The sequence below is a fragment of the Fusibacter sp. JL298sf-3 genome (genome assembly GCF_053842995.1).
This window is the reverse complement of the sequence record NZ_CM132608.1, coordinates 313,507-334,749: the sequence shown is the minus strand read 5'-3', so window position 1 is coordinate 334,749 and position 21,243 is coordinate 313,507. Positions and strand designations below refer to the sequence as shown.

At 48.1% G+C, this 21,243-nt stretch carries 24 protein-coding genes; 21 read left to right on the top strand and 3 right to left on the bottom strand.

All coding sequences use genetic code 11. The features are described 5' to 3' along the window. Nucleotides 1-84 precede the first annotated feature (84 nt). The 7 genes from ACR6HW_RS01630 to ACR6HW_RS01600 all read left to right on the top strand — a co-directional run bounded on the left by ACR6HW_RS01630 (nucleotide 85) and on the right by ACR6HW_RS01600 (nucleotide 6,241). On the top strand, nucleotides 85-711 hold the full coding sequence (locus ACR6HW_RS01630; protein WP_455729427.1) for a cyclase family protein: 627 nt from the start codon (nucleotides 85-87) through the stop codon (nucleotides 709-711). A gap of 13 nt (nucleotides 712-724) precedes the next feature. Beyond that, nucleotides 725-2,395: an amylo-alpha-1,6-glucosidase gene (locus tag ACR6HW_RS01625; protein ID WP_455729426.1), complete on the top strand. Its 1,671-nt coding sequence runs from the start codon at nucleotides 725-727 to the stop codon at nucleotides 2,393-2,395. Then, the gene (locus tag ACR6HW_RS01620; RefSeq protein ID WP_455729425.1) at nucleotides 2,385-2,825 is read left to right on the top strand and encodes a GNAT family N-acetyltransferase; all 441 of its coding nucleotides are present in this window, start codon (nucleotides 2,385-2,387) and stop codon (nucleotides 2,823-2,825) included. Before ACR6HW_RS01625 ends, ACR6HW_RS01620 begins: the two co-directional genes overlap by 11 nt. 26 nt (nucleotides 2,826-2,851) lie before the next feature. After that, nucleotides 2,852-3,331: a hypothetical protein gene (locus ACR6HW_RS01615; protein WP_455729424.1), complete on the top strand. Its 480-nt coding sequence runs from the start codon at nucleotides 2,852-2,854 to the stop codon at nucleotides 3,329-3,331. Nucleotides 3,332-3,348: 17 nt separating this feature from the next. Next, a complete protein-coding gene (locus ACR6HW_RS01610) occupies nucleotides 3,349-4,080 on the top strand; it encodes a GNAT family N-acetyltransferase (RefSeq protein WP_455729423.1) in 732 nt (243 codons plus the stop codon). 155 nt (nucleotides 4,081-4,235) lie between these two features. Beyond that, nucleotides 4,236-5,327 carry a PfkB family carbohydrate kinase gene (locus ACR6HW_RS01605; RefSeq protein ID WP_455729422.1) on the top strand — a complete coding sequence of 364 codons (1,092 nt, stop codon included), beginning with the start codon at nucleotides 4,236-4,238 and terminating at the stop codon, nucleotides 5,325-5,327. Further along, complete coding sequence (locus ACR6HW_RS01600) at nucleotides 5,324-6,241, top strand: pseudouridine-5'-phosphate glycosidase (protein ID WP_455729421.1); 918 nt, start codon at nucleotides 5,324-5,326, stop codon at nucleotides 6,239-6,241. Before ACR6HW_RS01605 ends, ACR6HW_RS01600 begins: the two co-directional genes overlap by 4 nt. 117 nt (nucleotides 6,242-6,358) lie before the next feature. Here ACR6HW_RS01600 and ACR6HW_RS01595 read toward each other — a convergent pair whose 3' ends face one another. Both ACR6HW_RS01595 and ACR6HW_RS01590 read right to left on the bottom strand, forming a co-directional pair. Continuing rightward, nucleotides 6,359-6,844 carry a CD3072 family TudS-related putative desulfidase gene (locus tag ACR6HW_RS01595; protein ID WP_455729420.1) on the bottom strand — a complete coding sequence of 162 codons (486 nt, stop codon included), beginning with the start codon at nucleotides 6,842-6,844 and terminating at the stop codon, nucleotides 6,359-6,361. Next, nucleotides 6,828-7,397 (bottom strand): CD3073 family putative ECF transporter S component, encoded by a 570-nt coding sequence (locus ACR6HW_RS01590; protein WP_455729419.1) that lies wholly within the window; start codon nucleotides 7,395-7,397, stop codon nucleotides 6,828-6,830. Before ACR6HW_RS01590 ends, ACR6HW_RS01595 begins: the two co-directional genes overlap by 17 nt. Before the next feature lie 297 nt (nucleotides 7,398-7,694). Between ACR6HW_RS01590 and ACR6HW_RS01585 the strand changes: the two genes are divergently transcribed. The 3 genes from ACR6HW_RS01585 to ACR6HW_RS01575 all read left to right on the top strand — a co-directional run bounded on the left by ACR6HW_RS01585 (nucleotide 7,695) and on the right by ACR6HW_RS01575 (nucleotide 9,636). Further along, nucleotides 7,695-7,964: a CD3324 family protein gene (locus tag ACR6HW_RS01585; protein WP_455729418.1), complete on the top strand. Its 270-nt coding sequence runs from the start codon at nucleotides 7,695-7,697 to the stop codon at nucleotides 7,962-7,964. Between the two features lie 285 nt (nucleotides 7,965-8,249). Continuing rightward, entirely contained in the window at nucleotides 8,250-8,777 is a 528-nt protein-coding gene (locus ACR6HW_RS01580; RefSeq protein WP_455729417.1) for a sigma-70 family RNA polymerase sigma factor, read from the top strand. Continuing rightward, nucleotides 8,770-9,636, top strand: coding sequence for a hypothetical protein (locus ACR6HW_RS01575; RefSeq protein WP_455729416.1), 867 nt, complete (start codon nucleotides 8,770-8,772; stop codon nucleotides 9,634-9,636). Before ACR6HW_RS01580 ends, ACR6HW_RS01575 begins: the two co-directional genes overlap by 8 nt. Here the strand turns inward: ACR6HW_RS01575 and lpdD are convergent. Beyond that, nucleotides 9,633-10,010: a prenylated flavin chaperone LpdD gene (gene lpdD / locus ACR6HW_RS01570; RefSeq protein ID WP_455729415.1), complete on the bottom strand. Its 378-nt coding sequence runs from the start codon at nucleotides 10,008-10,010 to the stop codon at nucleotides 9,633-9,635. The two genes, ACR6HW_RS01575 and lpdD, sit on opposite strands and share 4 nt — an antisense overlap. A 138-nt stretch (nucleotides 10,011-10,148) precedes the next feature. Between lpdD and ACR6HW_RS01565 the strand changes: the two genes are divergently transcribed. The 11 genes from ACR6HW_RS01565 to ACR6HW_RS01515 all read left to right on the top strand — a co-directional run bounded on the left by ACR6HW_RS01565 (nucleotide 10,149) and on the right by ACR6HW_RS01515 (nucleotide 20,750). Further along, nucleotides 10,149-11,597: a menaquinone biosynthesis decarboxylase gene (locus ACR6HW_RS01565; protein WP_455729414.1), complete on the top strand. Its 1,449-nt coding sequence runs from the start codon at nucleotides 10,149-10,151 to the stop codon at nucleotides 11,595-11,597. Next, complete coding sequence (locus tag ACR6HW_RS01560; protein WP_455729413.1) at nucleotides 11,584-12,456, top strand: UbiA-like polyprenyltransferase; 873 nt, start codon at nucleotides 11,584-11,586, stop codon at nucleotides 12,454-12,456. The genes ACR6HW_RS01565 and ACR6HW_RS01560 overlap by 14 nt, the downstream gene beginning before the upstream one ends. Nucleotides 12,457-12,471: 15 nt before the next feature. Beyond that, nucleotides 12,472-13,044, top strand: coding sequence for a UbiX family flavin prenyltransferase (locus tag ACR6HW_RS01555; protein WP_455729412.1), 573 nt, complete (start codon nucleotides 12,472-12,474; stop codon nucleotides 13,042-13,044). Nucleotides 13,045-13,052: 8 nt separating this feature from the next. Then, complete coding sequence (locus ACR6HW_RS01550; RefSeq protein ID WP_455729411.1) at nucleotides 13,053-13,997, top strand: ABC transporter substrate-binding protein; 945 nt, start codon at nucleotides 13,053-13,055, stop codon at nucleotides 13,995-13,997. Between the two features lie 153 nt (nucleotides 13,998-14,150). Continuing rightward, a complete protein-coding gene (locus ACR6HW_RS01545; RefSeq protein WP_455729410.1) occupies nucleotides 14,151-14,903 on the top strand; it encodes an ABC transporter ATP-binding protein in 753 nt (250 codons plus the stop codon). Continuing rightward, the gene (locus tag ACR6HW_RS01540) at nucleotides 14,893-15,642 is read left to right on the top strand and encodes an ABC transporter permease (protein WP_455729409.1); all 750 of its coding nucleotides are present in this window, start codon (nucleotides 14,893-14,895) and stop codon (nucleotides 15,640-15,642) included. Before ACR6HW_RS01545 ends, ACR6HW_RS01540 begins: the two co-directional genes overlap by 11 nt. Nucleotides 15,643-15,651: 9 nt before the next feature. Beyond that, nucleotides 15,652-17,544 (top strand): U32 family peptidase, encoded by a 1,893-nt coding sequence (locus ACR6HW_RS01535; protein ID WP_455729408.1) that lies wholly within the window; start codon nucleotides 15,652-15,654, stop codon nucleotides 17,542-17,544. Between the two features lie 9 nt (nucleotides 17,545-17,553). Next, complete coding sequence (locus ACR6HW_RS01530; RefSeq protein ID WP_455729407.1) at nucleotides 17,554-18,819, top strand: aspartate aminotransferase family protein; 1,266 nt, start codon at nucleotides 17,554-17,556, stop codon at nucleotides 18,817-18,819. A gap of 68 nt (nucleotides 18,820-18,887) precedes the next feature. Further along, a complete protein-coding gene (locus ACR6HW_RS01525; protein ID WP_455729406.1) occupies nucleotides 18,888-19,262 on the top strand; it encodes a hypothetical protein in 375 nt (124 codons plus the stop codon). A gap of 108 nt (nucleotides 19,263-19,370) precedes the next feature. Continuing rightward, nucleotides 19,371-20,177 carry a TraX family protein gene (locus ACR6HW_RS01520; RefSeq protein ID WP_455729405.1) on the top strand — a complete coding sequence of 269 codons (807 nt, stop codon included), beginning with the start codon at nucleotides 19,371-19,373 and terminating at the stop codon, nucleotides 20,175-20,177. A 75-nt stretch (nucleotides 20,178-20,252) separates the two neighbouring features. Beyond that, nucleotides 20,253-20,750, top strand: a complete 498-nt coding sequence (locus ACR6HW_RS01515) for a phosphatase PAP2 family protein (protein WP_455729404.1) — start codon at nucleotides 20,253-20,255, stop codon at nucleotides 20,748-20,750. Nucleotides 20,751-21,243: the final 493 nt, after the last annotated feature.

The window sequence follows — 21,243 nt, the reverse complement described above, 5'->3', positions numbered from 1 at the left end:
CTTTTTAACAACATTTTACCATCAAAGAAGGGATGACGCCATAGATTGTATAAAAATATATGCTTAAAGTAGAGTGGAGGTAGTATGACTGTTTACGATTTAACCCACACACTGAACACCGCCCTGTCGCTTTATCCCGGAACGGCGGCCCCTCAGTTCAAGCGCGTAATCTCCGAAAACTTTAAAATGACGGAACTGTCCATCCAATCGCATATGGGCACGCATATGGACGCCCCTTATCACTGTATACAGGCGGGGACGACACTCGATGCTCTGGACGCATCACAGTTTGTCGGAGAAGCTTATCTATTAAATGTTTCACAGTGTGGTGCTGAAATAAGCCTCGAACTGCTCAAGCGTCACGAAGAGGCAATAGCAGCTGTCGATTTTCTCATCCTCGACACCGGTTGGGGGCGCTCTTACGGCTCTGAGGCCTACTTAAAAGGCTTTCCTGTGCTCAGTCGTGCAGCCGCCACATGGCTGTCTGATCAAGCGCTTAAAGGCATTGGAATAGATGCCATTTCAGTCGACCCCATTGAGAGCAGGGACTTTGTTAACCACCATCTTTTGTTGTCTAAGGGAAAACTCATTATAGAAAATTTGGCAGGGCTCACAGAGCTGCCTGTCAACCGATTTACTCTGGTTGCGGCGCCGTTGAAGTATGAAAATGCCGACGGCGCACCTGCCAGAGTGCTGGCATTTCTGCCGTGATAAAGGGGGGTGTATGCGTTACGACTTTTTACCTTTTAGCACCATGGGCAGCTATTGGGCCGTTTCTCCAAAAGGTCTCTCAGATCTCTATATTCGAGATTTACGAGGGGGCGACTCTGCGTATGGGGCGGTGTTTTCCGTCGTGCTACCGGAGAACGCCGATATAGAATACCTCTGTTCTCCTCAGTGCTTAAACGTTTGCACCGGCGGAAAGGTTATTCTCGCAATGACTTTTGAAGACGAGAATATATTGAGAATACGTACATACAACGAGGCCTTAGTCTTGAAATTTTTGGCAGGTCCTTACGATGATATCGCCTTTTTTGAAGACTTTGCCGAAGCAACACATTACCAACAAGCCATTAAAATTGGCATTCATCCTATTGACAGCCTCTTGACAAAAGGGCTTAAAAATAAAGAAGGCATCAAATTAACAGTTATCGGCAGTTCAGAGGCAGGGGCGGAGGTCGCCCTCGAAAGCTACCGGACAGTTTCGCGAAAAAGACCGGACTGCAGTAAGTCGTTTGAAACGTTTGTCACCCAACAAGCGCAACAGTACGCGGCGTTTTCTTCACAATTTGACACGGAGACACCGTATTATCAGCAGGCGTCCTGGGCGTTGCACACTTTATGGCGCAATGGCGTTCAGCCTGAAGGTCATTTAAAGTACCCCGCCGTTTATATGTCTAAAAATTGGATGAACAACATTTGGTCTTGGGACCATTATTTTACGGCTTTGGGCCTCGCCCCAGGCGCCGCCCAACTGGCGTATGAGCAGTTGCTTATCTTTGAAACACTTCAAGATGACAGTGGCATTTTGCCCGACTACGCAAACGACAAAACGATCAGTTTCGCCTGTACTAAGCCTCCTTTACTCGGATGGGCCTACGATCAGTTGCTGCTTTTATCGCCGGACTTCTTTGGAGCAACCAAACGCCTTAAAAGAATCGTACTAATGGCGGAACGACAGACGCAGTTTTGGCTCAATCACCGGATGAGTGCTTTCGGACTGCCTTTTTATACCCATGGTAACGATTCCGGGTGGGACAACGGAAGCCACTTTTCAGAAGGTATTCCGGTGGTTTCGCCGGATCTAGCGGCATTTCTCGTCAGACAGTGTCTTTTTTTAAGTCGCTCTTTTAAGCGGTTGAATCAAGAGGATCGAGCCGATGCCTACGAGCGAGAAGCCCTTGCGCTCATCGATAAAATGTTGATATATCTTTGGACGCCTGAAGGTCAGTTTAAACCTCTTAAACAGCCAGAGAACACGGTGGTAACAGCTGGCGAAAGTCTTCAGCGCTTGATGCCGCTTCTCATTGCGGAGCGTTTGCCGAAAGAGGTGGTCGATGCGATGCTCGCCGATTTGGTTCAATTTGAAACCCCATTTGGTCTGGCGACTGAAGCGCCTCACAGTCCACTGTATAGAAAAAACGGCTACTGGCTTGGACCCGTGTGGGCGCCAAGTTCTTACTTGATTACTTCGGCACTTGATACAGTGAGCCCCGCAATTTCAAAGCGTTTAAAAGAGCGATTTCTAAAAGCGGTCGCCGTCGGCGGTATGGCGGAAAACTTCGACCCTTTTTCGGGTGAAGGTCTAGTGGACAGTGGCTTTACTTGGACGGCAGCGGTTACTTTGCGTTACATTTCGGATTTGAAAGCATATGGAGGCGACTATGACAATTAGAAAGCTGGTAAGTGACGATTTTCACCATTTAGAAGAACTGATGCAAGCGTACAAATGGTCCATTGGGGAGCCGGCGTTTTCAAAAGAGCAATTTTTAGATTTGCAAGATGCCATTCTCAATAAAAAAATAGATTTTTACGTCGTTTCTCACGAAGGACAATTGATAGCAATGTGTTCTATTGCAAGCTTTTTCTCAACTTTTAACTTTACCAAAAGTGCGCTCTTTGAAGATTTCTTTGTCTCCAAAAAGTACAGGGGGAAGGGCGTCGCGCGAAAGCTCATTGAATATGTTTTTGAATGCTGTAAATCAGCGGGCATCGATACGGTTTTAGTGGGGAGTTCTGAAATCGATGTGGACATGTATAAATCGCTGGGCTTTTCAAATGCACTGGGACATTTGCTCGCCTATACGGTAAATAGGGGAGCTTAAAACGCTAAGGAAAGGAGGGGGTTTTTATGATACTCTGCCGTTTTGAAAAACTGAGTACAAGACATCGAAAAGCGTTACGCGCGTTTTACGCTGCTGAGTGTTCGTCTCCACATCTGGATACGCTCCCGATTTCCGGCACCACTGAAGAAAAGATTGATGCGCTGCTGCGCAACAGTGAATGTTATACGATTGTCGCCTACACGCAGAAGGGGCATCGCTTTGTGGGCATCGGCAGCTTGAGCCCTCATGGCGACAGCGGTGTTCTAAAGTTGACGTTTGCCATGGCGCAAAACTTCAAAAATTCTGCCTTTGGCGTCCAAATAGCGAGACATCTAATGCTATACGGTTTTAAGCACCTCAAGGCTTCTGTGATTTTCACTGAAGTTCAGACAGAAAGTTTGGAAGCGGTGGTTGCACAACAATTGGGAATGAATGCGGGGGCGTATACTTTCGTCAACGGTTCAGGACATATACGATACAGCCTCAACGCCATGTGTACGTTGTAGAATTTGAGGAGGTAACTATGAAGAAACTGGATACCGCGCCAACGGCGCTGTTAGAGGCGGCTTTTTTTGAAAATATCAATGTCATCGGCAGGCTAAGGGATTGCGTGGCGCACACGTTTTACAGTTTAAATGCAGACGAGGGCTTTGTATTCGAGCACGACGGTTGGTATGCGCCTTACGGCTGTACAGAAGCCGTGCTCAGCGCGCATCTCAAAGGCTTTGATTTCGGTGAAACACCTGATTTTTGCGGTCTTCCCCACGAAACGGCACAAACCGTTTTAAAGACGCTGGGCCAGTATGCGTTAAAATGGGAGGAGCCTTGTTACTTGATGGTTTTACCGGAAGATGCCGATACACCTGCGGCACCTGATACGGACAGTCTAACAGAAGCTGATGTGGCACATGTCGATAGGTACTACACGTATAAAGAACCCGGCAGTGACGCTTATTTGAGGCGGTGTATCGCTGAAAACCCATCGAGTGTCATACGCGATGAGAACGGTATGCCGATTTCCTGGGCGCTGATAAGGGAAGACGGCTCCATGGGTGTTATGTACACCTTGAAGGGGCATCGTGGAAAGGGGCTTGCTCTAAAAGTCTCGACTGCGCTTATTTCAAAGGCGCGTGCAGCCGGATTTGTCCCCTACGTGCACATCGCCACAGACAACACGGCATCAGTTGCTCTGGCAAAGTCCTTGGGAATGGTCCTGTGGGGGGAAGTCCTCTGGTTTGGCCTATGTAAAAAATAGAATAACTGCTTTTTCAACCTAAACCACTGACGCATTCGGTGGTTTTTTTATGCCATTGTTTGACAAAAAAATTCTGAACAAGGGTTGACAAAATGAGAAATTCGCCTTAAAATAAACATAAGTTTAAACATAAACATAAGTTGCGAGGTGGTCTATTGACGAACAGGGAACAGGAAATTTTAAATTTGATTCGCGAGAACCCTTATATTTCTCAACAAGAACTCGCTGAAAGACTGGGCATTCAGCGCTCGTCCGTTGCGGTACAGATTTCAAATTTGATGAAAAAAGGGGTTATTTTAGGAAAAGGTTACATCATCGGTGAAGGCGAGCACGTGGTTGTTATCGGCGGCTCCAATATGGACTTAACCGGCGCACCGGACAGCGCCTTAAAGCTCAGGGATTCCAACCCGGGCGGCATCACCCTCTCCGTAGGTGGCGTCGGCAGAAACATCGCCGATAACCTCGCTCGATTGGGCGTGCACATCAAGCTTATTACAGCGCTTTCAAACGATCTCTACGGGAAAAAAATCATGGAAGAGAATATGTCTGTAGGGATTGATATGAGCCATGCCATAGCTTCTGACGACTACGGCTCGGCGATTTACCTGTCGATTTTGGATGAAACAGGTGACATGATGGTGGCACTGGTGGATAGCGGGATTAATACGCTTTTGACCCCGGCGGAGATCCAAAGAAAACGTCCGATTATTCAACCGTCATCTGCAATCGTTATTGACGCAAATCTTTCAGAGGAAACCATTCACTACATTGCGGGAAATTACAGCGGACATCGGCTTTACGCTGATACGGTTTCGGCGACAAAAGCCGAAAAGCTCAAAGCGGTATTGCCGCACCTGTACTGTATCAAACCCAATCGACTAGAAGCTGAAATTCTGTCGGGCATTTCAATTAAAGATGAGGCATCGCTAAATGCAGCAATGGATGCCCTTCTAGAAAAAGGCGTCCGACAAGTGTTTATATCCATGGGAGAAGAAGGGGTTTTTTATGGAAATTCTGAAAAGCGCGGTTGGGCTAAGCCAATACCTTGCCAGGTGGTAAATGCCACCGGTGCAGGGGATGCCTTTATGGCTGGGGTCGTCTACAGCGATTTAGAAGGGTACCCTATTGAGAAAACTGTTGAAGTTGCTCAAGCCATGGCCTATTTGGCCTTGACAAGTGAACGGACAATCAGCGCTCAAGTCAGCGCATTAAAAGTGAAGACATTAGTGGAGGAGATGGTAAAATGAATCAATTTTTAGATATCAATACAGAAGTGGCAGAGGCACTAAAATCTGGCAAACCCGTTGTGGCGCTGGAGTCAACAATTATTTCTCACGGGATGCCGTATCCTGAAAACTTTGAGATGGCACAAAAAGTAGAGCGCATTATTAGAGAGAACGGCGCAATTCCGGCGACTATCGGCATTATCGGCGGGCGCCTCAAAGCGGGCCTTACAGAAGAAGAACTTTTGTACATGGCTCAAACCCCCGGCATTATAAAAGCTTCGAGACGAGATCTGCCGTTTATCGTCTCTCAAAAACTCGACGGCGCAACAACTGTGGCGTCGACGATGATCGTAGCTCAAATGGCGGGTATTAAAGTGTTTGTCACCGGTGGTATCGGCGGTGTACACCGAGAAGCGGAAACAACTATGGATATTTCAGCAGATCTTCAAGAGCTGGCTCAGACAGATGTAGCGGTGGTCTGTGCAGGGGCAAAGTCAATTCTCGATATCGGTTTGACACTAGAATATCTCGAAACAAACGGTGTACCGGTTCTCGGCTACGGCGTCGACGAATTCCCGGCGTTCTACACCCGAAAAAGCGGCTTTGACGTCGATTACAAGGTATCCTCTCCAGAAGACACTGCAAAAGCCCTTCATGCCAAATGGGGAATGGGTCTAAAAGGCGGTATGGTTATTGCCAATCCTATTCCGGAAGCACATGCGCTGGACTACGACTTAATTACAGCGGCTATTGAAAACGCCCTTGTTGAAGCTAAATCTCAAGGGATTAAAGGAAAGAAAAGCACGCCATTCCTGCTCTCTAAAGTAAAAGCCATTACAGGGGGAAAGAGCCTTACAGCCAATTTAGAACTGGTCTACAACAACGCTAAAATCGGCGCGCGTATAGCAAAGGCCTACGCTGAACAGTCACTTTAGAAAACCAGCATACAATTGGCTTTGGGCTCAACGCCTGTTGTCCAACTCAAAACCCCCTCGCTTCTTTTGTGAAAGCGAGGGGGTTTTGAGTACCGTATCGGAAAACGCCAAAAGCGGCTATCGATCCAGCCAATCGGCAAGTTTTTCATAAAAAACAGCATCAGCCGCTTCAGAAGTTCCAAACGCCTCAGGGATATCGAGTCGCGACAGTGCGTTAAAGCTGGGTATCGAGTGAATCGCTTCCATAAAGTGACCGATTTTGCCCGTTTGGCTGCAAGTAGGGCTTTGGTCGATGCCGATAATGCCGACGACGCTTACACCGTCTTTTATCAAAGATTCAACAAGGTCGGCCTCGCGTTTTGCAAGCAGCTGACAAAGTGTGCGGTATGACGGCTGATTGTACGCGTCGTAAGACATTGGCTGGCGGTCGAGCCCCCCGTAAAGTGTCTCGGGGCAGGGGAGTTGGACGATGCCGATGCCGCGACGCACGATTTCAGAAACCACTTTTTCAAAAGGCCCTTTAGCACGTGCAAGCGGTTTTACCACTGCGTTTTGGTTAAGCACACAATGGCTGACCAAGACGATTTTACGAGTTCTTTTCATAAGCGTAAGTCCCGTATTTCAACTGGTTTGGTAAGTTTTTAATCACGACATATGCCAGGAGACAACTGGCTATTTTATCGATGAGATTTCCCCAAATTCTCGGTAAAAATGCCGCTGTAAAAATTTTATGTCCGGAAGCCAACAACCATCCTACGAGAAAGTCGGTGGATTTGCCCGTGACGCCACCGTAGAGCCATACCACGATTGGCGTTCCAATAAGGGGTGCAATAATGGCGAGTAAAACGCCGGTGACCACAGCCGTGACCAAAGAGAAGCCCTTCTTTTTAGAAATGAGCCCGACGACGATACCGATGGTCATATTGACTAGGGCAAACGGCATTTCAACCGGATTGTTCACAACCGCAGTTAAAATGTTGGTTACCGCCCCGACGATACCACCTGCTACAGGACCGAACAAAGCACCGCACAGGATAGTCCCCATCGTATCCATAAAGATCAACGGTATGTTTAAGAAGCTGACGACGAGACCAAAGACGATGTTTAGAGTGACACAGATAGCGCCGAACACCATCATTTTGGTAGAATTTTTCATGATACCCTCCCATAAAAGTTAGTTAATGCGCTGAGCGCTTTGAATCGTTTGCAGAGCGCGTGAAAAATAGCGCTCTGCAAACGATACTGTACAAAGTATAATCGATAGTTTGTTCGCTTTCTACAAGTATAAGAGAATACAATAAAGTGCCGAGGGCCATTAGAGAAATCTATAAGCTGATGTAAGACAAATCAGGGAAAATCTGCTATACTACTGTTAGACCTTTAGGTCAATTCTAGAAAAGAGGAGGTGAGCAATTGGACACTTTAACATTTATCCAATTGGAGGCATTAAAAAATGAAATATCAAAATGCACAAGACGTACTGCCTGCTCACCTAATGTCGGCAGTTGCTGAGTACGTCAACGGCGGTTTGCTCTATTTTCCCAAAACGACGGCTAAGGCGCGTTGGGGTGAAAAAAGCGGGATTAGACAAAGCTTAGAAAGTCGAAATGCCCAGATACGCGCTGCTTTTCATGAAGGTGCGACCATCAGTACCCTCTCTGAAAAACATCATTTAAGTCTCTCGGCAATCAAAAAAATTGTCTATGCCAAAAAACCGCTATAACGGTTCTTTCCCTTTAAAAATGTGCCGGCATGGGGGATAATTAACACAACCGGTTAATCTTTTAAAGAAAGGAGCGTGGTATAGTGAAAACAAAGAGGTGGTTTGAGCGTTAAGCTCAACGGAACTCAAAATAGCGGCTTGAACTGCAGTGCATCTGCGGTTCAAGCCGCTTTTGTTTAAGCGCAAGCGCGTCAAATAACTTTTAATAGGCTTGCAACTTTTCTGAGCCCTCTACAGTCTATTAAGTGAGCACAACTCAAACTAAGCGAGGAGGCTTACAGAGAAATGTTTTACAAGAAAGAAAAGAGAGACGCTGATTTTTTGGCGCTGATTGAGCGGAGACAAGAGACGCTCTACCGGATTGCCTACAGCTATGTTAAAAATAAAGACGACGCATTGGACGTCGTACAAGAGACTGTATGTAAGGCGTACAGTCACTATGGTCAACTTAGAAATGAAGCGTACCGCGAGACGTGGTTAACGCGTATTGCCATAAATACCAGTATCGATTTTATTAAAAAGCGTAAAAAATCAATTCCGCTAGAGAACGACGCCATCGTCTACCAATTAGAAAAAGCACAGCGTGCCGAGGACATTCAAGGAGAGGTCGACGATAAGATGCTCTTGCTTCAAGCCATAGAAGGGCTCAACGACCGTGAAAAGGCGGTTGTCATCTTAAAGTATTTTGAAGATTTAAAGCTAAAAGAAATTGCAGAGATTCTTGAAATGCCGCTCAATTCAGTGAAATCACTCCTGTATAGAACCCTAAAGAAAATGCGTATAGAGCTTGAGGAGGTGCTTAGCGATGAATGATGAGAGAATGGAGGCGTTAAAGGCGATGTACCAAAACATACCCGTCCCAACTGAAATTTCGCAAGCTATTCGCGCAGGCGTAGCAACCGGTCGACTAGCGAGGCGTCGAAGAAATCGGCAAAGGCTTGCTGTTGCCGCCTCTGTACTGATTTTTGTCGGCGGTTTGACCACGGCACTGAACTTGTCGCCGGCGTTTGCGGAAAAGGCCACGTCACTCCCACTGGTGGGTTCATTTGTAAAAGCGTTGATTTTTAACGACGTCGCTGTAGAAGGCGGTGTCATTACCGACGGCCTCTCACTAGATGATTTTCATTGGGAAAGAACCGATTCGGACGAAACGCTGGCTTTTACTTTTGAAGGTGAAGGGCAGACGGGACACTATGAAATCCATGCGGATACAAACCCGTGGATGTTGACGTTCAAGCTCAGCGGCGTTAGAAAGTTCGATGCAACCCCTGCAAAGGCCATTGCCGATAAAAGCCCCTTAATCGCCGATATATTCCCTGTAACCACCTTAGACGACTCGATGATTACGCTGGTGGTACAATTTGATGAACCGATTGTCTTTGAGGTCGTAGAAAGAGAGTCCCCTGCACAGTTGGCCTTGACCGTTTCTAAGGCACCGGGAGAAACAGTTCAAGAGGCGTATCGCGTAGTGAGTGTGCCTATGGCAATGGGCGAGCCACTGGGACGTCTGGAAGAACAGCTGATCGACTACGGCCATCGACGGGTCTATCGCGTAGAAGAAGGCCTTTACGTCATAGAACTCAATCGTTTTGAGACCATTGACGAGGCCAAGCGTTTATTGAATGCGTTGCCGCCGTCGATAAAAAGTATGTTCACTGTGGTATCGGACTAATCTGTTTCAACACGGTTTCGGAGGTACTGGTCAACCAATGTGTCTACAGCATTCGAAACGGCTTCAAAATCCCCGGGGGTCGGCGCATTGAGATGAATACCGACGCTGACGCAGACAGTTGCATCCAATTCTTTTGAAACGGTTAAAGCGACGCGGCGTGCCAACAGATCCTCTTTATGCCCGCTGACACATAGGACGCTGGCACTGCTCGATTTTTGAGATGCATCTGCCAGACTCGGTCTCGGCGTGCCCAGTGCCACGGCGCCTATGTGTGGCGTATCGCCACCACTGATGACCAGTTGTACATCGCGCCCCGGCTGAACGGCTGTTAAAGTTAGAATTCCGAAAGAAAAGTGATGTGTGTATGTGTTCATAACTAAGACTCCTTATTAAATGTCGTTTTGTTCATTAAAATACCTTTTTTTAAATCACATTCTATTATACAATAGATGGGGTGAGGGTGTCTAAAGAATCGTTTCAAATGTTAAGGCCTTAACGAACAAGGAGGCATAATGGCTTACAAAAATTTAGGTGAGTTTATCAAAAAGCTCGAGGCGCTTGGTGAGTTAAAGCGCGTAACGGCTGAAGTTGACGCACACCTTGAAATTACCGAGATTACCGACCGCGTGTCCAAAGCCGGCGGTCCCGCTTTGCTCTTTGAAAACGTCAAGGGATCTGAGTTTCCCGTACTGACCAATGCCATGGGCAGTGAAAGGCGTATGGCACTGGCGCTGGGCGTGGAAGATATGGACGCTGTAGGGACTGTGATTGAAGAGTTTATGGATATGTCGAGTTATATAGGACTCATGAATAAAATCAAGTCTTTGCCGAAACTCAGTCGTTTGGCGACAGTTTTTCCGGTTAAGCTACCGACAAAAGGCGCTTGCCAAGACGTTGTCATCGACCGACCGGATCTGGAGAAACTGCCTGTGTTGCATTGCTGGCCAAAAGACGGCGGCCGCTTTGTAACCTTGCCGTTGGTCTTTACGAAAGACCCGGAAACACAGATTCAAAACGTCGGCATGTACAGAATGCAGATTTTTGATAAAGAGACGACGGGGATGCATTGGCATCTGCACAAAGACGGCAAGGAAATTTACGAAAGCTACAAGAAAATTGGCGGTCGCATGCCGGTGTCTGTGGCGCTTGGATGCGATCCCGCCATTACGTATGCCGCTACGGCGCCACTGCCGAAAATGATTGACGAGATGATGTTCGCAGGATTTCTCAGGAAGATGCCCGTCAAGATGGTCAAATCCATCACGAACGACATTTATGTACCTGCAGAGGCTGAAATGGTTATCGAGGGGTATGTCGATGTAGAAGAACCTCTGAGATGGGAAGGCCCTTTTGGCGACCATACGGGGTACTACTCTTTGGCCGACTATTACCCGGTGTTTCACGTCACATGCATCACCCATCGAAAGAACGCGGTGTATCCGGCGACTGTGGTAGGCAAGCCGCCTATGGAAGACTGTTATATGGGCAAAGCGACTGAGCGCATCTTTTTGCCGCTTTTAAAAATGATGAACCCGGAAATCGTCGACATCAATTTTCCGCTTGAAGGGGTGTTCCATTCCTGTGTCATTATCGCTATTCAAAAGAAGTATCCCGGACACGCGCGTAAGATTATGAATGCCGTGTGGGGGATGGGGCAGATGATGTATACGAAGATGGTTATCGTCGTCGACGCAGACGTAAATCCGCATGATATTTCGACGGTGATGTGGAAAGTTTTTAACAATATCGATGGAGAACGCGATATTGAAATTTCTAAAGGGCCGCTCGATGCACTGGATCATGCCGCTCCGATGCCACATTTCGGGAGCCGCGTCGGCATTGACGCGACGAAAAAATGGCCGAGTGAAGGGCATGAACGTCCGTGGCCGGAGGATATCGAGATGAGCGATGCCGTCAAATCGAAAGTTGCAGAACGGTGGGCGCAGTATGGTATTGACTAAGGCGGCGAAAAAAGTACACGATTATGGCGTGCTCGTCATGTTTTCACATACGATATTTTCATTGTCTTTTGCATTGATTGCCATGCTTCTCGCTTCCAGTGGTTCTATCCAGTTTGAAAAAGTCTTCTGGATACTCGTGTGCTTTTTAAGTGCACGAACCGGTGCAAACGCGATCAACCGCGTAATCGATGCGAAAATCGACGCCAAAAACCCGAGAACGGCTGACAGGCAAATCCCCAGAGGCGCCATCGCGCCAAAGGAAGTGGTGGTGTTTACAGCGGTGTGCTTTTTAATCATGGCTTTCGGCGCTTACAAACTCAATCCCCTGTGCTTGGCTCTGTCGCCTATCGCCTATGTGTTTATGATAGGCTATTCTTATACAAAGCGTTTTACCTGGCTGTGTCATGTGGTTCTCGGCGCGACTTCAGCTATGGCACCTGTAGGGGCGTGGCTCGCCGTAACAGGGCGTCTCAGCGTATTGCCGATACTTTTTGGCGTTGCCAATACGTTTTGGGTGGCGGGATTTGATATTCTCTACGGTGCACAAGACTACGCATTTGATACAGCCAACGGGCTTCACTCGATACCGGCTCGATTCGGGGTAAAAGGTGGCCTGGCCATAGCCAAGGGGTTCCACGTCGTAGCGATGTCCTGTCTCGTTGCTGTAGGCTTTCTGGCAAATGCGCTGGGGGCGGTTTACTTTGTCGCCATCGGCATTGTCGCCGGATTGTTCGTGCTTCAGCACAAAATGGTCTCGGAAACCAATTTGACGTTGGTCAAACTGGCATCTTACAGTGTCAACCAAGTTATCAGCATGGTGTTCCTCGCCGGTGGCTTAATGGACATCCTGTGGCTCTAACTTATGGAGGATAAATTGAAAATTATTATTGGCCTTACCGGTGCCAGCGGCAGCATTTATGCCAAGGTACTGACAGAAACACTTTTGAAACTCGGACATACTGTTCACCTCATTCCAACGGCTATGGGGCGCAAAGTTTTCGAATACGAACTGGATAGGGCGTTTGATGCCTATTCGGCAGATTTAAAAGCACAGTATCCCAAATTTGTCGTCGAAGACAACGACAATTTGTTTGCAGGTGTTGCAAGCGGTTCAAACCCATACGATGCCGTCGTGGTCTGTCCGTGTTCCATGGGAACGCTCGGCGCCGTTGCAAACGGTCTGTCTCAGAATCTTTTGACGCGCGTCTGTGACGTGGCTATAAAGGAAAAGCGGCGTTTAATTCTCGTGCCGCGAGAGACGCCACTGAGTACGATACACCTCGAAAATCTATTGAAGCTATCGAAATGCGGTGTGTCTATTGTGCCGGCTATGCCCGGTTTTTATCACAAACCTCAAACGCTGGAAGAAGCGGTACACTTTATGGTGGGGAAATTGCTCGACCATATGGGAATTGAAAATAATGAATTTGAAAAATGGAAGGACTAGAGAGAGAAATGAAAAAATGGATCAGTTTAGGATTGGTACTCGTGTTGCTGTTGACAGTAGCAGCTTGTGGCGCTAAAGAAGCGGAAAAAACAGAAGAGATGACACTTCGACTCGGCGTGATGAGCGCCGTAGACATGTTGCCGATTTTTATCGCTAACGAAAACGGTTATTTTGAAGAAGAAGGCTTAACAGTGGATCTACAGGTGTTTAAGTCCTTTAAAGATAGAGATGCCGCACTCCAAGCAGGAGCGCTTGACGGTATCATCGGGGATTTGGTTGCCATTGCCATCTACCAAAACGCCGGTGTCAATATGGTGGTTACCGGTGCAACAGACGGTGAGTTCGAGCTCGTCGTCGGCGAGACATCACCAGTCGAGACCATTGCGGATTTCAGTGGTGAAAAAGTCGCGATTTCTGAAAATACCGTGATTGAGTACACCATCGACCAGCTGCTTGAAGCCAATGGTAAAACACCTGCCGATATTGAAAAAGTTGTGATTCCGCCACTCCCTACAAGGCTCGAGATGCTCAACGCCGGAGAAGTCGACGCGTCTTTGATGCCGAATCCCTTCTCTGATGCGGCTGTGGCAGCAGGTGGAAAAGTGATAGAAAGTGTCACTTCCGAAAAAGGCGGGTACATCTCCGTAACAGCTTTTTTAGGCGATGTGGTCAGTGACAATCCCGAGGCTTTAAAAGCGTTTTACCGAGGTTACAACAAAGGCGTCGACTACCTCAACGAAAATCCGATTGCCGACTACGAAGACAGTGTTATCGCAGCGGTTGGCTATCCGGAGTCAATGAAAGGTCAAACGGCGGTTCCGACGTTTAGAAAGAATCAATTGCCTGAAAGAGAACTTGTTGAAAAAGTCTTTGCTTGGGCAACGGACAAAGGGCTCCTCACAACCGAGTTGAACCTCGACGACGTGCTTAGCGATGTCGGCGTAATCGACTAACAACGGTTAGTAAACTCAATACGACAATCACAAGGTGGGGATACCCACCTTTGATTCGTTTTGATACACCGAGGTGTGTCAAATGTCGCGTCACTTCTCATAATGACTCAGTTGACAACGCTGCTGTCATAAGATTCAGAACGAGGTGCTTAGGTGGTTGAAATTAAAAAACTCGGCGTTACTTACCCCAATGGGGTAGCGGCTTTAAAAGACGTCGATTTATCTGTTGAAAAAGGAGAAATCCTATGTATTATAGGCCCCTCAGGCTGCGGAAAGTCGACGTTGCTCAGCGTCTTGGGGGGGATTTTAAAGGCGCATAGCGGTACTGTTGCCATCGAGGGTAAACCGCTCGATGTAAAGCGTCAAACCATCGGCTTTATGCCTCAAGGCTACGGGCTGATGCCGTGGAAAACCGTTTACAAGAATTGTGTGTTGCCCTACCGGATTAAAAAGCGACCGGTCTCAGAAGTCGACGATCGGCGACTGGATGCTATTTTGGCATCTTTGGATCTCGACAAAATGAAAAAGCGCTATCCGAGGACACTGAGTGGTGGCCAAAGACAGCGCGTCGCCATAGCGCGCGCCCTCTTTCTACAGCCGGAACTTCTGCTGATGGACGAACCGTTTTCAGCACTGGACGCTATTATGCGCGAAGAAGCGCAGCAACTCTTCTTAAAGACTTGGCGTCAGGTGAAGTGTGCAACGCTTATCGTCACTCACAGCATAGAGGAAGCGCTTTACTTAGGACATAAAATCGTCGTTATGCGTCACGCGCCGGGAGGGGTGCGCGCCCTTATGGAAAATCCGCTTTTCGGTCGCGAGGACTTCAGAGAAGCTCAGACGTATTCGGCATTGTATAAAGCGATTAAAGTCCAGCTGATGGAGGAGGTGGCTCGTGGGCAATAAAACCTCATACGCGGTGACGCTCTTAAAAGGCTTTGTCCTGTTTATGCTTTTGTGGCAAGTGGGGGCATGGTGTGTCAACAGCCCCGCACTGCCGGGACCTTTAGCGGTCTTTTTAACGCTCGACGACGTCTTCGCCGGCGGGGGCGGCCGCCATCTGTGGGCGAGTTGCCTAAGGCTTTTTAAAGGCATTGGTCTTTCGCTCGTCGTGGGCACTGCCATCGGCCTTTCCATGGGATCGTTTCAGCGGGTCAACAAGCTGTTGAACCCTCTGATTTACTTCACATACCCCATTCCCAAAACAGCGCTGTTGCCGGTGATTATGATTCTTTTCGGCCTCGGCGATGCGTCAAAAGTGACGCTGATTGTGCTGATAACGGTCTTTCAGGTTATCGTCGCTGTAAGAGATGCCGTTGCGGCCATTCCCGATACCTATTACTTGCCGCTAATCAGTTTGGGGGCGTCCAGGTTGCAGCGTTTTTATCACGTGACGGTGATGTGTATTTTGCCGGATTTACTGACGGCGCTCAGGCTTTCCGTTGGAACGTCTCTGTCCATTCTCTTTTTTGCGGAGAACTTCGGTACGACGGCAGGGCTCGGCTACTATATACAGGACATGTGGAATCGAATGAACTACAACGCCATGTTCGGCGGCATATTTTTGCTGGCGGCTCTCGGATTTGTGCTCTTTATGAGCATCGATCTTCTGGAGCGCGCGCTGACGAGATGGCAGAGAGCATAAGGAGGCATTATGCGCTATTTTAACAAAAGAGAAGTTGAATTGTTGGTACCTTGCGGCAATTTTGAAATATTTAAGGCGTTGCTGAATTCCGGTGCCGATGCGTTTTACTTTGGCGGTAAAAACTTTAATATGCGTCTTCACCGAAAAGATTTTAACTTTACAAATGATGAAATGCGTACGGCGGTATCTTTAGCACATGAAAACGGCAAACGCGTCTACATCACTGTGAACAATCTGCTCGACGAAGGGGACTGTGGGGCACTGGACGACTACCTTAAGGTGTTGGAAGGTATCGGTCCCGATGCATTAATTGTCCAAGATCTGGCTGTCGTCGAGCGGGTACAGGCTCTGGAGCTTTCGCTACCGCTGCACGCTTCAGTGATGATGAATGTGCACAACCTCGACATGATCCGATTTCTAAGAGCGAAAGGTGTCTCACGCGTCGTTGTTTCTAGAGATGTGTCATTAAATACGGTCAAATCTTTTGATGCGCAATCGGATATGGAGCTCGAGTACTTTGTACACGGCGATATGTGTGCGGTACACGGTTCCCAGTGCCATTATTCGGGACTGCTGTTCGGCAAGAGCAGCAACCGCGGCAAATGTATGAAACCCTGTCGCTGGCATTACACCATCGACCATGCGCTGGAAACCGTCGATACCACGTACCCCATGGCTGTAAAAGATATGTATTTGTACGAGCACATTCCGGAACTCATTGACGCCGGAGTGGTTTCTTTTAAAATTGAAGGGCGGATGCGCGATTCCGCTTACCTTATCCCTTTGATTCAAAGCTATTCAGATGCCATCGACCGCTACATTGAAGACCCTATTTGCTACAATCGGCGTCAAGATGCTGAGACGCTTTTTGAAAACCGAAAGAGGGATTTCTCGACGGCGCGCGCCTTTGGCGAACCGGGATTGTCCTACATCAACGAGCGCTATGAGGGCACCGGGAAGTTTTACAGCACGGGAAAACCGTTTAGCAATCCCGTTGAGGAAATGGCCATTAGCCCCGTGCGCACGGCGACGCTCAACGCCGTATTCGGCTCGGGAAGCCCCAACGCGGCACTCACTGTACGCGTCAACGATGTAGAGCAGGCAAAAGTGGCGTTGTCCTGCGGTGTTTCTAGGCTCTACCTTTCCGGTGAACCCATTGGAGGCGCCACGCCGTTTACACGAGAGGCCATCCGACAACTTACACGAAAAAAGGGCGCCACAGAAGTCTTCTATGCGTTGCCGACGATGATGACCGATGCGCAGGTGAATCATTACGTGCATTATTTCGGCACGGATCACATGGGCCTCGACGGGGTGCTCGTCACACATATGGGCTCCGCAGAGCCCTTTAAGGCATTGGGGCTCAAATGCGTCGGCGACTACACGCTCAATGCCTACAACGGAACGGCTGTTAAATGTCTTCAAGCTTCAGGCATCGAAACGGTGGCGGCGTCGTTGGAACTTGGCGCCGATGCCTTAAAAGCGCTGACGGATAGCGTCCCGGCTCTCGAACTCATCGCACACGGCAAGCCCACAGTAATGTACATGGATCAAGACTTGTTTGAAAATTTAACGGTTTTTGAACCTATTGGCGCAGACAGTAAGGCGGTTCTCTATCTCGTCGACGACGACGGCAGAAGGCACCCGGTCTATCGAGACTGCTTCGGAAAAAACCATTTTACGACGACGAAACCGCTTTGCCTAATGCCTCTAATCGAGAGCTTAGGCGCTAGAGTGCGCTATTGGCGCGTGGAGGGGGCGACTTATCCCCCAGAGCGCCTAAAAGCTTGTCTTGAGTTGTACCAGTCGGTTTTAAACGGCGCGTGCGACAGCAAAGACGCCTATAAAGCGCTGGTGGAACTCGAAGGGGAACCGTCGTACTTCGCACTGAATTTTGATTAGGAGGCGTCAATGGGCTATTATGGACCTGAAAAAATAATCAATATGAAAAAGCGCTATCTGTGTCCGCCGAATTGCGTGCAGTTTTACAACGAGCCACCGCAGTTTGTACGCGGGGAAATGCAGTACCTCTACGATACGGAGGGCCGACAGTACCTCGATCTCTTTGCAGGGGTTTCGGTAATGAACTGCGGTCACAGCAACCCGGCTGTCACAGAAGCGGCAATTGAACAACTAAAGACGCTTCAACACACGAGCATCATCTATTTGACCCAACCCATTGTCGAGTTGGCAGAAGCGCTTAGCCACGTCCTTCCCGGTGCGCTCGACCGGTCGTTTTTTACTTGTACGGGGTCTGAAGCCAACGAGACGGCCATGCAAATGGCAAAGCTCTACACCGGTAAAAGCGACTTTATCGCTTTGGAAGGCGGCCTACACGGTAGAACGTACCAGACGATGAGTGCCACGGGAATCCCCATGTGGCGTTCCGACCCGCATCTCATGTCGTCAATTCACTTGGCAAAGGCCTATGCTTCTGCGTCGTGTGACCCTGAAACGGCTGGTGAGGCATCTCTTGCCTCAATTGAAGCGCTGATAAAAACCGTCGGTGCAGACCGTATCGCCGGCTTGATTGTCGAGCCGATACAGGGCAACGGCGGCATACAGGTGCCACACGCCACCTATTTTAAGAAGCTGTCGGAACTTTTAAATGCCCACGACATTTTACTGATTGTAGACGAAGTACAAACGGGCTTTGCGCGAACAGGCAAATGGTTTGCAATAGAGCACTTTGACGTCGTACCGGACATCCTCACAGTGGCTAAAGCCTTAGGCAACGGCTTACCTATTTCTGCCGCTTGTACCACTGAGCGCATAGCCGCTCAGTTCAACCGACCTTCGGCATCGACACTAGGGGCCAATCCTGTGTGTGCAAAGATGGCGTTGGCTGTTCTGAAGTATGTTGAGACACAAGACCTCAACCAACGTGCAGCGGTATTGGGCAATCGCCTCAAAACAGGCCTTGAGGCCTTGATGACGCGGTACCCTAGTTGGATTGCCGACGTCCGAGGCATTGGGCTGATGTTAGGCGCCGAGCTCAAAGATGCCGCCGTAACCGATGCCGCTTTGGAGTTTGCCTTAGACGCGGGGATAATCATCGGCAAAAATGGCCTCGACCGAAATGTGTTGGCTTTTCAGCCGCCACTGGTTCTCGACGAGACAGATATCGACCGCACACTCGACGTGCTCGACGGCTTTTTCAAAAAGCTTTCAACTTGACAGGCGCCTTATATTTTATTATACTAAAATTCTTGTTTTACAATAAAAATAGAGGGGTTTTGACCAGCATGAAAGACATCGAAAGAGACGTTATCCAATTGGAGAAAGTGACACTATATGTGACAAAGACGACAATTGAAATTCACATAGACGGCATCGAAAAGCCCGCCTTTGTCGATTACTCCGATGAATTTTTGGAGCTTTTGAAAGAGGCCCGTTTGAGAGTTCCCAAAACGGATTCCGGCAGAGCCAAATACAAGTTTCCCTACTCAAATGCCTACAAGAAGACCTTGCACCAAATGGTCTTTGATTTCTACTTTGGCGAGGCCAAACGCAAGAATTTGTATGGCAACGGTTACACCATCAAACATACGGATAAAGATGGCTTCAACTGCCGTCTCCTCAATTTGTATTTTTCCAAAGGCACGCGCTCAGGCGCTTAACCGTACAAAAATGTAAGAAAGGTGTAAGCCCTTTCGATTTTTTAATAAGACCCTCTCCTGTATAATCAATGGTGTTCAATAATACGGTTATATTAGGAGAGGTTTTTTATGTTAAAAAAAGGATTCACCAATTACCAGTTAAAAATGTTCGCGCTTATCTGTATGGTTTTCGATCACGTCCACTATATGCTCGCTGCTCAAGTCGGTATTCCCTATTGGTTCGGCATTATCGGGCGTCTTTCGGCGCCGATCTTCATCTTTATGACGGCAAATGGCATGGCGTATACGCGGAGCCGCTTTAGATACCTGTTCAGGCTCTACGCAGCATCTGTGATTATGGCGGTAATGAACAGCGTTGTCAACAGCTATTTTCCGCATCCCGAAGGGGCGATGGTCATCAACAACATCTTTGCGACGCTGTTTTTAGTGGGCTTCTTTATCCACGTCATCGAAGGCCTCGTGAAGTCCATAAGAGCAAAATCTTGGTGGGCTTGTGCCGGCTACTCAGTTCTCGCTGGATTGCCTTTTGGCTTAAGTATTCTCTTGCTAAAAGCTATGGCGCTCGGCTATTTTCAGTTCTTTAAAGTGTTGTTCACATTTGTTCCCACACCCCTTATGGTCGAGGGCGGCCCAATTTTTATACTTTTAGGTGTTGGATTTTACTTTGTGAGGTGTTCCAAATGGAAAATCGGTGTTTTCTACAGCGTTTTTTCTTTTGGACTGTTTGCCCTCTACGCTAGTGCAGGTCTGACTTTTGAAAACCTGTTTATCATAAATTATCAGTGGCTCATGTGGCTTGCACTCCCGTTGATTTTAGCGTACAACGGCAAAAAAGGCCGCTCGAGCAAATGGTTTTTTTATGTCTTCTATCCAGCGCATTTGTATATCTTACTAGGGGTCAGTCGGATTTTATAGAATTTTAACCTGAATTTAAATCGATTGCAATTTTAGCATGTTACGCTGTTAAGGAAGTTATTTTTGGAGGCAAACATGCTTGAATATTTCAAAAAAAGCGATCGGTACTTGTACTTGAAGTTGAATCAAAGTGCGACGCACCAGTCGATTAAATGGTTGATGATGTTGACGACACAGCTCGGTTCAACGCCCTTTGCACTTGGACTCTGTGTGTGGGCTGCTGCTACTAAGCACTGGGGACTCGTCGGCACTGTCGTTCTGACGCAGGCTGCCGTGCAAAGCGTAAAACGATTGGTTAAGCGAACCCGCCCATATCTCGTATGCAAAGAGGCGGTTCCCATACTGCCGCCTAAATGTCAGAATTCTTTTCCGTCGGGACATACGGCAACGGCTTTTGCTATTGCTTTTGCCTTTGTTCAGTATTACCCGCCTTTGGGAGGCCTTTTCATCACTTTGGCAGCAGGCGTCGCCTGTTCGAGAATGATTTTAGGCGTTCATTATCCCAGCGACGTGTTCGCGGGAATTGCCATTGCCTACGGTGCTTTTGCCGCCGTCGTCGCTATGGGCTTATAGATTAAAAACCACCGATGGTGGTTTTTTCTCGTTCTAGACAACAAGCTTTGAGCCGAAAGGTTTCTCGCGAATGTTTAACGCGAGACACCGTCAGCGAAAAGCGTTTTGATACATCAAATGTTGTAGACAACAAGCTTTGAGCCAAAAGGTTTCTCGCGAATGTTTAACGCGAGACACCGTCAGCGAAAAGCGTTTTGATACATCAAATGTTGTAGACAACAAGCTTTGAGCCAAAAGGTTTCTCGCGAATTTTTAACGCGAGAAACCGTCAGCGAAAAGCGTTTTGATACATCAAATGTTGTAGACAACAAGCTTTGAGCCGAAAGGTTTCTCGCGAATGTTTAACGCGAGACACCGTCAGCGAAAAGCGTTTTGATATATCAAATGTTGTAGACAACAAGCTTTGAGCCGAAAGGTTTCTCGCGAATGTTTAACGCGAGACACCTTTTTGATGCGTCAAATGCCCTAAACAGCGGGTAAAGAAGTGCGTGCA

Coding starts and splice junctions, on each gene's coding strand:
- ACR6HW_RS01630 (WP_455729427.1), top strand. CDS start 85: ATGACTGTTTACGATTTAACCCACACACTGAACACCGCCCTGTCGCTT.
- ACR6HW_RS01625 (WP_455729426.1), top strand. CDS start 725: ATGCGTTACGACTTTTTACCTTTTAGCACCATGGGCAGCTATTGGGCC.
- ACR6HW_RS01620 (WP_455729425.1), top strand. CDS start 2,385: ATGACAATTAGAAAGCTGGTAAGTGACGATTTTCACCATTTAGAAGAA.
- ACR6HW_RS01615 (WP_455729424.1), top strand. CDS start 2,852: ATGATACTCTGCCGTTTTGAAAAACTGAGTACAAGACATCGAAAAGCG.
- ACR6HW_RS01610 (WP_455729423.1), top strand. CDS start 3,349: ATGAAGAAACTGGATACCGCGCCAACGGCGCTGTTAGAGGCGGCTTTT.
- ACR6HW_RS01600 (WP_455729421.1), top strand. CDS start 5,324: ATGAATCAATTTTTAGATATCAATACAGAAGTGGCAGAGGCACTAAAA.
- ACR6HW_RS01595 (WP_455729420.1), bottom strand. CDS start 6,844: ATGAAAAGAACTCGTAAAATCGTCTTGGTCAGCCATTGTGTGCTTAAC.
- ACR6HW_RS01590 (WP_455729419.1), bottom strand. CDS start 7,397: ATGAAAAATTCTACCAAAATGATGGTGTTCGGCGCTATCTGTGTCACT.
- ACR6HW_RS01585 (WP_455729418.1), top strand. CDS start 7,695: ATGAAATATCAAAATGCACAAGACGTACTGCCTGCTCACCTAATGTCG.
- ACR6HW_RS01580 (WP_455729417.1), top strand. CDS start 8,250: ATGTTTTACAAGAAAGAAAAGAGAGACGCTGATTTTTTGGCGCTGATT.
- ACR6HW_RS01575 (WP_455729416.1), top strand. CDS start 8,770: ATGAATGATGAGAGAATGGAGGCGTTAAAGGCGATGTACCAAAACATA.
- lpdD (WP_455729415.1), bottom strand. CDS start 10,010: ATGAACACATACACACATCACTTTTCTTTCGGAATTCTAACTTTAACA.
- ACR6HW_RS01565 (WP_455729414.1), top strand. CDS start 10,149: ATGGCTTACAAAAATTTAGGTGAGTTTATCAAAAAGCTCGAGGCGCTT.
- ACR6HW_RS01560 (WP_455729413.1), top strand. CDS start 11,584: ATGGTATTGACTAAGGCGGCGAAAAAAGTACACGATTATGGCGTGCTC.
- ACR6HW_RS01550 (WP_455729411.1), top strand. CDS start 13,053: ATGAAAAAATGGATCAGTTTAGGATTGGTACTCGTGTTGCTGTTGACA.
- ACR6HW_RS01535 (WP_455729408.1), top strand. CDS start 15,652: ATGCGCTATTTTAACAAAAGAGAAGTTGAATTGTTGGTACCTTGCGGC.
- ACR6HW_RS01530 (WP_455729407.1), top strand. CDS start 17,554: ATGGGCTATTATGGACCTGAAAAAATAATCAATATGAAAAAGCGCTAT.
- ACR6HW_RS01525 (WP_455729406.1), top strand. CDS start 18,888: ATGAAAGACATCGAAAGAGACGTTATCCAATTGGAGAAAGTGACACTA.
- ACR6HW_RS01520 (WP_455729405.1), top strand. CDS start 19,371: ATGTTAAAAAAAGGATTCACCAATTACCAGTTAAAAATGTTCGCGCTT.
- ACR6HW_RS01515 (WP_455729404.1), top strand. CDS start 20,253: ATGCTTGAATATTTCAAAAAAAGCGATCGGTACTTGTACTTGAAGTTG.